General features: G+C 31.5%; 9 protein-coding genes. 6 read left to right on the top strand and 3 right to left on the bottom strand.

Annotated elements, in window-relative coordinates:
• Nucleotides 1-124: 124 nt before the first annotated feature.
• Nucleotides 125-694: a hypothetical protein gene (locus B3M86_RS08715; RefSeq protein WP_147279998.1), complete on the bottom strand. Its 570-nt coding sequence runs from the start codon at nt 692-694 to the stop codon at nt 125-127.
• A gap of 389 nt (nt 695-1,083) precedes the next feature.
• Between B3M86_RS08715 and B3M86_RS08710 the strand changes: the two genes are divergently transcribed.
• The 4 genes from B3M86_RS08710 (at nt 1,084) to B3M86_RS08695 (ending at nt 5,129) form a co-directional block, all read left to right on the top strand.
• Nucleotides 1,084-2,610 carry a SulP family inorganic anion transporter gene (locus tag B3M86_RS08710; protein WP_115000917.1) on the top strand — a complete coding sequence of 509 codons (1,527 nt, stop codon included), beginning with the start codon at nt 1,084-1,086 and terminating at the stop codon, nt 2,608-2,610.
• A 607-nt stretch (nt 2,611-3,217) separates the two neighbouring features.
• On the top strand, nt 3,218-3,859 hold the full coding sequence (locus tag B3M86_RS08705; protein ID WP_115001161.1) for a DUF6266 family protein: 642 nt from the start codon (nt 3,218-3,220) through the stop codon (nt 3,857-3,859).
• A gap of 521 nt (nt 3,860-4,380) precedes the next feature.
• Nucleotides 4,381-4,635: a helix-turn-helix domain-containing protein gene (locus B3M86_RS08700; RefSeq protein ID WP_312067372.1), complete on the top strand. Its 255-nt coding sequence runs from the start codon at nt 4,381-4,383 to the stop codon at nt 4,633-4,635.
• Nucleotides 4,636-4,781: 146 nt separating this feature from the next.
• Nucleotides 4,782-5,129, top strand: a complete 348-nt coding sequence (locus B3M86_RS08695; protein WP_125349230.1) for a hypothetical protein — start codon at nt 4,782-4,784, stop codon at nt 5,127-5,129.
• A gap of 253 nt (nt 5,130-5,382) precedes the next feature.
• On the opposite strand, the gene B3M86_RS08690 is transcribed toward B3M86_RS08695, so the two are convergent.
• The gene (locus B3M86_RS08690) at nt 5,383-7,332 is read right to left on the bottom strand and encodes an oleate hydratase (RefSeq protein ID WP_280050124.1); all 1,950 of its coding nucleotides are present in this window, start codon (nt 7,330-7,332) and stop codon (nt 5,383-5,385) included.
• Nucleotides 7,333-7,425: 93 nt separating this feature from the next.
• The gene (locus B3M86_RS08685; RefSeq protein WP_291076300.1) at nt 7,426-8,301 is read right to left on the bottom strand and encodes an AraC family transcriptional regulator; all 876 of its coding nucleotides are present in this window, start codon (nt 8,299-8,301) and stop codon (nt 7,426-7,428) included.
• Nucleotides 8,302-8,594: 293 nt separating this feature from the next.
• On the opposite strand from B3M86_RS08685, the gene B3M86_RS08680 reads away from it, so the two are divergent.
• Both B3M86_RS08680 and B3M86_RS08675 read left to right on the top strand, forming a co-directional pair.
• Nucleotides 8,595-9,785 carry an MFS transporter gene (locus B3M86_RS08680; RefSeq protein WP_291076302.1) on the top strand — a complete coding sequence of 397 codons (1,191 nt, stop codon included), beginning with the start codon at nt 8,595-8,597 and terminating at the stop codon, nt 9,783-9,785.
• A 9-nt stretch (nt 9,786-9,794) separates the two neighbouring features.
• Nucleotides 9,795-10,232 (top strand): hypothetical protein, encoded by a 438-nt coding sequence (locus tag B3M86_RS08675; protein WP_280051112.1) that lies wholly within the window; start codon nt 9,795-9,797, stop codon nt 10,230-10,232.
• Nucleotide 10,233: the final 1 nt, after the last annotated feature.

The following is a 10,233-nucleotide window of genomic DNA, read 5'->3' as shown; positions in this document are numbered from 1 at the left end:
ACCTAATTTTACATTAATATATTTTTCTAAAAATAAACCTCGCTTAAAAAGGCTTAAACGAGGTCATATATTCTGTTTTTACTGTAAATTGGAGTTGTGCAACAGTTACCGATGTTAGCTGACGTTATTGTTTTTCTGTTACATTAATAATTCCAAATACATATTGATATCCAAATTCTATGAATGCTTCATACCCTTTATAAAGTTTTAAATTTAAATTATCAATGTTCTTATTCTTGAAAAGCTTCTGAATTTTTCTATTAACTTTACCTTCTTTAGTTATTACTCCGTTTGAAGTTTGAGGAGAATCAATCCAATAGATTTGATCTTCAAATTTAACTGCTAAATCTGGAAACTTTTCAAATTCATTTCTTATTATAAAAATTTCTTTTCTTTCAGAGTTTTCAATATAATTTTCAGTTATTTTATATTTTAAATTTCCTGAATCACGAAAGTTATAGATTATAAGCGTATCGTTTATAATCTCATATTTATAAATTTTCTCTTTATAATTCGATTCTATAAATATTCCTCCACGAAAAATTGGTTTTGATATAACAATTGAATCATTTTTAAATATTAGATTTTCCGAAATGTTTTCGTTAGAGAACAAATAATATTCTTCATTGATTTTTTGGGAATAAAGATTCAATGAGAGTAAAAAGCAAAATATGAATATTAAATTTTTAATCACGGTTTTTAGAAATAATGTCAGCTAACGGTTTGGGTATTGCCGAAGGCGGGGAGTTTTAGCACCAAACTTCAATAGAAATACCAAAGTTCAAATATAGCAAAAATGTTCAATATAATTCCTTCAGCCCCGCTTTTGGCAATACCTTGTTACCTGCTGCCCTAATTTTTTATTAGGTTTTGTCAAGTTTTGTTTTGTCAAGTTGTCATAAAATGTTAATTTTGCAACCTCAATGAAAAAAACAACGCAAATATCTTCTCAAGTTACTCCGCCTTAATGGTTGGTTAATTGCTGTTTTTTCCCAATTCCTTTTATTGGTTTCTTTCGTGTACCCGAAATGCTGATTTTCGGTGCAAATTACATTTTATAAATTTTTACAATACAAATATCTTATGCAGAAAATTATCAATTTGTTTGATTTCAAACAAAAAGTAGATTACAAAACCGAAATTTTATCAGGTATTACCGTTGCTTTGGCTTTAGTTCCAGAAGCAGTTGCGTTTGCCTTAATTGCAGGACTTTCTCCGCTTGTGGGTCTTTATGCCGCTTTTATGATGGGCTTGGTTACGTCCATTTTAGGCGGTCGTCCCGGAATGATTTCGGGTGCAACTGGTGCAATAGCAGTAGTCATAGTTGTTTTAGCAAAAACGCACGGTGTGGAATACGTTTTTGCCACCGTTATTTTGGCAGGAATTATTCAAATGTTAGCAGGATTTTTAAAGTTAGGAAAACTTATCCGTTTGGTTCCGCATCCTGTTATTTTTGGTTTTGTGAATGGTTTAGCCATCATTATTTTTATGTCGCAGTTAGACCAATTCAAAGATGTTTCGGGCAATTGGCTCACAGGTTCAAATATGTATATTCTCTTGGCTTTGGTGGGTTTAACAATGCTTATTATTTGGGGATTGCCTAAAATTACAAAAGCTGTTCCCGCTTCCCTTACTGCTATTTTAGTGGTTTTTGGGTTGGTTTATTTTTTAAAATTGGATACCAAAACTGTTGGCGATATTGCTTCTATAAAAGGTGGATTTCCGCCGTTTCATATTCCTCAAATTCCTTTTAATTTAGAAACACTTCAAATCATTTTTCCGTATGCGGCTATTGTTGCAGGGGTTGGTTTGATTGAAAGTTTATTGACCTTGAATATTATTGATGAAATTACTGAAACAAGAGGACATAGCAATAGAGAAGCAGTGGCACAAGGAACGGCTAATATTTTATCGGGTTTCTTTTCAGGAATGGGCGGTTGTGCAATGCTTGGACAAAGCTTAATTAATGTATCCAGTGGAGCAAGAGCGAGATTATCTGGAATTATTGCATCTGTGGCTCTTTTAGTATTTATAATGTTTGGTAGTAGTTTAATTGAAAAAGTTCCGATGGCTGCACTTACTGGACTTATGATTATGGTAGCGATAGGTACGTTTGAATGGGCAAGTATCCGTATTATTAATAAAATGCCACGACACGACATTTTTGTAGGTATGTTAGTTGCTTTAGTTACTGTGTTGCTACACAATCTCGCATTGGCAGTTTTAATAGGAGTTATTATTTCAGCATTAGTTTTTGCTTGGGAAAGTGCTAAAAGAATACGTGCCAGAAAATACATTGACGATAAAGGAGTAAAGCATTACGAAATATTTGGTCCACTTTTCTTTGGTTCAACTACAGCTTTTACAGAAAAATTTGATGTAATTGGTGACCCCGAAGAAATAATTATTGATTTTAAGGAAAGTAAAGTGGTAGATATGTCAGCAATAGAAGCGTTGAACGTTTTGACACATCGTTATGCTAAGCAAAATAAAAAAGTACATTTGAAGCATCTAAGCGAAGACTGTCGACAATTATTGAAAAATGCAGAAAGTGTTATCGAAGTAAATATCATTGAAGACCCAACTTATAAAGTGATGTTAGATAAATAATTTTTTTTAGCGACTTTTCGAGGTCGCTTTCTTGTTGCGTAGTGTTTGGAAAGGGTTGCAGGTAACATTGTTTTTTCACGAAACTGATCTAGCTTTTGTTTCGTAAAAAATCAACTATATCCGCATTTCGTAAAATTAGAAGCAAATATAATTATTTTTTTGTAAATAAGATACTTATAAAAACAAAATTCATGTATCACGAAGTAATTTGATGTAGAATGTAATAATGAATGTATGGATAGCGAAACAAAGTATTCTTGCATCATTTTATTTTTACAATTTCAATTTCCTCCCACTTTTGTTCGTGTTTTCTTCGACCGTTCTTCGACGAGAATGCCGTTTTTCCGAAGATTCGTCGAACAATGGTCGAACAATGGTCGAACAAGACCAAAATTGACCAAAAATTCAATTTCTCTGTAGCTCTTATAAATAGGAGGTTAGCGAGGTTTTTATTTTGTCATATTACTAGTATTGTGTAAAAAGTAACTGGACAGAAGTGGACAAATGCGGGCAGAGCAGGGCAAATGCGGGCACAAAATTGTGTTTTTGTAAATGGTGTTGTTTCTGTTGCTAACTTTATGAATATTAACAATAAAAACTTGCAATTATGGCAGAAATTAAAAAAGGAATCCTTGGTGGATTCTCAGGAAAAGTAGGAACTGTAGTAGGCGTTAATTGGCGCGGCAAAGACATTATCCGTAGTTTGCCAAAAAAATCTAAAAGCCAACCTACTGATTTGCAATTGATGCAACAAATCAAATTTAAGAAAATTATTGGTTTTTTGCAACCAATTCGTCTTATTCTTAATTTATATTTTGGGAATAGAGTCGGGCTAAAATCGCGCTACAACATCGCGACTTCTTATATGCTGAACAATGCATTGGAAATGGAGAATGGTTTACCTGTTATTGTATTAGAGCGTGTATTGGTGTCGAAAGGCGATTTGGTTGGCTTTTTACAACCTACGATAGAGACGGCAGGTGGGGATAGTTTCCAAATGAATTGGGAAGATAATTCTGGGCAAGGCAATGCGCAACCTTCGGATTTTGTGAATCTTGTTTGTTATTGCGAGGAACTAAATTCGTTCGAAGTGTTTCAGAATGTTGTAACTCGTGATTCTATGATTATAGATGTTACTTTACCAACGTATTACAATGGCAAAAAAGTGAATTTTTGGGCGTTTCTGAATAGTGAAACAAAGGCTATGGCGAGTACCAGTATTTATCTTGGCGAGTATATGGTTGTGTAAAGGTAGTAGTGAGGTAGTAGTAAAATGAAGTTCGTTGATTGGAGTGATTTTTCGGTACAATACTTTGTTTAACGGCGTAGAAGAGTGAAGAAGAATCGTATCGAAAATAGAATTTTATAGATGTTGTTCAAATTTATTTTGACCACATAGAAACATAGTTTTAGTTGTGATGGCTTGTAAAAATTAGTTGAAAATACGAATAGGTAGACTACTAATTGGAAAGCAAAATCATTTGGTTCTATGTTTCTATGTGGTATTTTTTTTGCAAAGTGAATATGTGTTTTTTTTTCATCTTTATGTTTGGTGTAAAATTCTGGGAGAACCTTGCTTGTATTTATGGTTTTAATCCTAAAACTGTTCAACGATACATTGGTTTATTGTCGAACATAATCGATTTGAGTACTCTACAAAAAGTAGGGTGATAGCTAGATTTCGTGTAAAGGAATATTGTTTGTTTGGTAAATATTTGGTTATTAAGTATTTATTTTATAAATTAGTACATCTTAACATCAACTAAATATATGAAAAATGATTTATTTTTACAAAACGATGGAGAGGCATTAAAGGATATGAAGCTCCTGCTGATAGAATTCCAAAAAACTTTTCTACTATTAGAAGAAAATCAGAAATTCTATGATAACGCAGACCTAAAAAGTTTGCTTAACGTGAGTGACAAAACGTTGTATAGGATGAGGAAAACGAATAAGATTCCTTACATTAAGTTTGGAAATAAATTTTATTATCCAAAACAGTTCTTTAACCAAATGGCTCTTTGATAAGAGCTTTTTTTGTGGGGTGTTGGGAGTGGTTGAGATTTTGTATATTGGAATGTTGTTGAATGAAATATAGAAATGACAACTTTTTTGTAAAACAGGTTTTGTTTATTCTTGAAAAGAAATATTGTTAAGTTTAATTTTGTAAAATGACCCTGACTGATAGTATTGGAAAAATTATAACCGAAATAAAATATTGTTATAACCCAGAAAATAAATATGGATTACAGGAGTTTGAGTCTTTTATAAAAATTGATAATGATAAACTAATTCAAATTCCTTACTTTCCAACAGAAGAATGGAATGAAAGTGAAACTTTAAAAAAGTTTGAATTAGCAAGGAAAGTTGAATCTAAACCAATAGAATTAATTTTAAATTTAAAAATCATTAATTATCATTTTAAATATTTCGAAAATGAACTTGATGAAATGGAGAAAGCAATAATTGAGCTTGAAAATGGACTATATATTACTGAGAAAATGGACCATTTGGATTAACTGATGTTGATTTGCATAGTATGCATACAATAGAATTTCTAAAATTAAAGGAAAATATTGAATCAGAATTTGAAATAAAACCTTTAATAATTCAATAATAATATCACTATAGCTAATATTTATTAATAAAAGCTGGTATAGTTTTTAAATAGAAAAAATATAGTAATACTCAAAAAGCTTCTAAATCACTAAAGATTTAGAAGCTTTTATTGGTTTTATAGTATTGGTATTCAGGATTGAATTGAGGGTGATTTTAACCTCTAAAATGTCCTACCCATTCTTTGAATTTACCAAATTGTTCTAATAGAAAAGATTCTTTTTCTTCTTCCTCTTGTGGTGAATCTGATCCAATAGGTAGAATATGTTCAAAATAAGTTCCCTTTAAAACTTTATTTAATAAACCTTCACCCATAAATGGTTTATCATCGTTCAACGTTTTAGTTGCTTTTAATAAATGACGAATGTCGTATTGTAATGGATTAATGTCTGGAACTTGCTTATTTAAATTAAGTAATTCATAAACTGCAATACGTGCGGTACGAACAGAACTTTCCATTGTGAAAACTACATCGTTATTGGTTTCTACAAATTGACCTACTAAACCTAGATTCTTACAATCATCTGGAACTACTTGTGGGCGGTCTCCTTTTGCTCTAGGCATAAACATAGATGTGATGTAAGGCATATAAGCAGAACGAGTGATTGTATTCTCAATAACGTCATCTATTTGGTCTTCAATTCCTAAATGATAACATAATTCTGTTAGGATTTCGTTTCCTGTACAAGTAGGCATTGTTTTCTTGATGTAGTTTCCTTCTTTATCCATAAATAATGCATAAACCCAAAGAACTAAAATATCATCTGGTTGTGTAGGAAAATGTGGTTGACGATTACAAGTAAAACTCATTAACCAATTAGAATCTGTAATGGTAATAATTCCACCTGTAACAGTTTGACCTGAATATGGATCATTAACAGAATATTCTTTTAGTTTTTCTACTAATGCAGAAGGTTTACAAGTTAAAGTAACAGATTCCCATGAAGATTTTTCAATATTCCCACAAAATTTTTCTGGACGACCAAAAACAGGAGATTTAGCAGAAAGGTTTTTCCATAGTTTCCATCCTGCACTTTGACCACTAGTATTATTATCTATCGCTAAAACTGGTGCCGTTGTATTATCTCCATACGCAGTATCTTCAGTCATAGAACCAGTAGTTACAATAACATAATCATTTGGTGTAACAGGAATAATTACATCTTGTCCATCTTGTTCTGTTATAATTCCTTTGACTACTTTTCCTTCTGTATTAATTAATAAATCTAAATCTTTAACCAGTGTATTTAACTGAATTTTTACTCCTTTTTCTTTTAACCATTTACCTAATGGCGTAACAAAAGTGTCGTATTGATTGTATTTAGGGAACACCAATGAAGAAAGATCATTTAAACCATCAATCGCATGTAAAAAGCGATGCATATATAATTTGAATTCTAGTAAACTATGCCAATTCTCAAAGGCAAACATTGTACGCCAAAATGTCCAGAAATTACTTTCTAAGAATGATTGATTAAAATAATCTTCAATTGTTATATCATCCAACTCTTCTTTTTTCTTTAACAAAAGTTTGATAATAGCTAATTGATCTTTCTTATTCAAACCAAATTTACTAAAGTCTTTTACTTTCCCTTTTTCATGAATTAAACGTGCAATAGAATAATTAGAATCATTATCATTTACTAATCTATATTCGTCTAAAACACTATAAGGTTCTGGTAACTCTAATGCAGGAATGTCTTGGAAAATATCCCATAAATTCTCGTAGGTACAATCCATTTCTCGACCTCCTCGAATTATGTAACCATCTTTTGCATTTCCAGCTCCATCTAACGAACCTCCTTCGACCTGAAGTTGTTCTATAAATGTGATGTTCTCTGGAGTGAAATGTCCGTCTCTAATAAAATAATAAGCAGTAGCTAAACCTGCAATACCACTTCCCACAATATATACCTTACTGTCCTTATAAGATTTTGTAGGAATTCCTTTATTGCGTTGGTAATTTCCTATTTGATCAGAGAAAGGATAAGATTTTTCTGGAGTGTTTCTTGGTGTTTCTTTACTCGCATCTGGTTGATGATCAATATTTCCGTAGATAGTAGAATGATTTAAAACGTTGTCAAATTTTGAAGTAACTTTATCCATAATTATTTATTTTAAGATTCTAGAATAAAATTACGCTTTATTACTTTTCTAAAGTATCCCGAAATTCGTCATTTGTATCCCAAATTTCTTTTTTTATATATGTTGTTGTTTTCTATATTGTTGAGGAGAAATTGAAGTGTATTTTTTAAAAAACCGACCAAAAGATGAAGAAGAGTTGAAACCTAGATCTAATGCTATTTGGACAATTGTTTTCTCTGAGTAGCCAAGCAAAACATACGCTTCTTTTAATAAATACTCGTCAATAATAACATGTGGAGTTTTCTTAGTTGCTTTTTTTACAAGGTGAATCAAATATTTATTTGTAATAAACAATTGATCTGCATAAAACTGTACGTCTTTGTGAGCGATAACATTTTCTTGTACAAGTTGTGTAAACTTACAAAATAGAGTGTTGATTTCGCGGGAATGATTTTTATTTTCTTTTGAATATTGTTCAGCAATTATAGAGGCAGTTTCAAGAAGTAAAGTAAAAATAATCGATCGAATAATATCTTCTAAGAACAAAACATTTCTTTCTCGTTGTTCTTGAAGATAATTGATTAACATTAAAAGATGATTCGCATCTTTTTTATTTGCCTTACAAACTGTAAAGTTTTGATGTGTAAACAAATTAAGTTTATCAATAAAGAAAGGATTAGAAATATTTTTAAGGAGAAAATTTTTCTCAAAAAATAACAATTTCATTCTGAAATTAGAGCTGGTATCTAGAATTTTCAAAACAGTAGATGGAGCAGAAATTAAGAATTCATTTTGAGTAATACAATATTTCTGAGAATCTATCTCAACTTCTATTGAGCCAGATAAACAAATACAAAATGCATAAAAGTCGATTCGAAATGATCTTTCAGGAAACGCAAAAATTGGATTTCCTGATGAGATATAATATAGTTTATTACAATTTACGCCATAAAAAGACAAGGTCTCTTTTAGATTTTCATAGTTTTTCATGCTTGAAAATAATACTTGGTTAGATCGTTTTTTAGGGTAGTAGAATTGATAAAGCTAAAATAAGAATTGTTTAGTAAGTAATTAAATACAATAAGGTATTTTAACTGTATTCTAATGTAGAAGTTATTTTCACATCATCTTAGTAGTTCAGAAATAGGAAATTTCATTAATATAATCAATGAAATATCGATTAACAATGTTGAATGATGTAGTGATTTTTTGTAACAAGTAATACTTTTTGGATTGTGTTGTTTGTTTCGGTTGAGATAAATTACCTTTGCAAAAAATCCGTTATGTTTTCTGCCATCAATAAAAAATTAAATTCAGATCCCGTTTATAATCTGCATTTTATTTTAATGTGTTTGAGTTCGTTGTTGTTTTCAGCGAGTTTTAATATGATGATTCCCGAGTTACCAGCTTATTTAAGTAGCATGGGAGGAGCAGAATACAAAGGATTTATTATTGCATTATTTACACTGACTGCGGGAATTTCGAGACCTTTTAGTGGGAAATTAACAGATAAAGTGGGACGTGTGCCTATCATGGCAGTTGGTTCTATTGTCTGTTTTGTATGCGGAATTTTGTATCCTGTTTTAACAACCGTTTCAGGCTTTTTATTTTTAAGATTGGTACACGGCTTTTCGACAGGTTTCAAACCTACTGCAACAGCAGCTTATATTGCAGATATTATTCCGCGCGAACGTTGGGGCGAAGCATTGGGTTTGCACGGAATTTGTTTCAGTATCGGAATGGCGATTGGACCTGCATTGGGAAGTACAATTACATTATATACATCGATTAATGTGATGTTTTTTACGTCTTCGTTTTTTGCATTATTATCGATATTGATTTTATTCAATATGAAAGAGACCTTGCAAAATAAACAGAAATTTTCGTTCGGATTACTAAAGATTTCGAAGCAAGATGTTTTTGCAAAAGAAGCTTTGCCAGCGGCATTGATTACGTTTCTTTCGTATGTTGCTTATGGTTCTATATTGACATTAATTCCAGATTGGACCGAACATTTAGGTTTTCAAAATAAAGGCGTTTTCTTTATCGTATTTACAATATCATCGATGATGGTTCGTTTCTTTGCAGGTAAGATATCTGACCAAAAAGGGCGTGTGTTGGTGATAAAATTAGGCTTAGTTTTATTGATTATTGCATTGGTACTTTTAGCTTCTATTGATGCAAAAATAGGGTTGATTTTAGGTGGTTTGATGTATGGCATTTCAACCGGAATTCTTTCACCTGCACTAAATGCTTGGACAATAGATTTTAGTAAACCTGATGAACGTGGAAAGGCGATGGCAACAATGTATATTGCGATGGAAGCGGGGATAGGACTTGGAGCATTGTGTGCGGGTTGGTATTTTCAGGATTATTTGGATCGTATTCCGATGGTGATTTATGTTTCGGCATTTATCTGTCTTTTGGGAACCATTTACATGCTGAGATTTAAGAATAAGCCTCAAACAATTTAATTGAAAGAAATGAAAGCAGAATTATATCAATTTATAGCACAACAAATCGAAGATAAAATAACGTATTTGAATGGTTTGATTGACGATTTACGTGCTTCAAACAACGATACTAAAAGTAGTATGGGTGATAAGTATGAAACGTCGCGCGAAATGATGCAACAGGAAATTACTCGAATTCAAAACCAATTGAATGAAGTTTTAATTCAGCAAGACGTGTTTTCTAAAATAAAAATTGTGGAGAACAAAACCATTGGTTTAGGTAGTTATGTTGAAACTACGATGGGAAATTTCTGTATGGCGTGTAGTTTTGGGGAAATTATTTTCGAGAATAAAAAGATATTTGTCCTATCAACTCAAACTCCTTTGGCTAGAATCTTGGTTGGAAAATCGGAACAAGATACTTTTGAAATGAATGGAAAAGTTTTTGTAATTAGTAAAATTAATTAAG

The sequence above is a fragment of the Empedobacter sp. UBA6305 genome, assembly GCF_002440405.1.
In the GTDB taxonomy this organism is placed as follows: domain Bacteria; phylum Bacteroidota; class Bacteroidia; order Flavobacteriales; family Weeksellaceae; genus Empedobacter; species Empedobacter falsenii_B.
This window is presented reverse-complemented; position numbering and strand designations above follow the sequence as displayed.

Excerpts from the sequence above, each read along its gene's own strand:
- B3M86_RS08710 (WP_115000917.1), top strand. The coding sequence starts at position 1,084 with ATGCAGAAAATTATCAATTTGTTTGATTTCAAACAAAAAGTAGATTAC.
- B3M86_RS08705 (WP_115001161.1), top strand. The coding sequence starts at position 3,218 with ATGGCAGAAATTAAAAAAGGAATCCTTGGTGGATTCTCAGGAAAAGTA.
- B3M86_RS08700 (WP_312067372.1), top strand. The coding sequence starts at position 4,381 with ATGAAAAATGATTTATTTTTACAAAACGATGGAGAGGCATTAAAGGAT.
- B3M86_RS08695 (WP_125349230.1), top strand. The coding sequence starts at position 4,782 with ATGACCCTGACTGATAGTATTGGAAAAATTATAACCGAAATAAAATAT.
- B3M86_RS08690 (WP_280050124.1), bottom strand. The coding sequence starts at position 7,332 with ATGGATAAAGTTACTTCAAAATTTGACAACGTTTTAAATCATTCTACT.
- B3M86_RS08685 (WP_291076300.1), bottom strand. The coding sequence starts at position 8,301 with ATGAAAAACTATGAAAATCTAAAAGAGACCTTGTCTTTTTATGGCGTA.
- B3M86_RS08680 (WP_291076302.1), top strand. The coding sequence starts at position 8,595 with ATGTTTTCTGCCATCAATAAAAAATTAAATTCAGATCCCGTTTATAAT.
- B3M86_RS08675 (WP_280051112.1), top strand. The coding sequence starts at position 9,795 with ATGAAAGCAGAATTATATCAATTTATAGCACAACAAATCGAAGATAAA.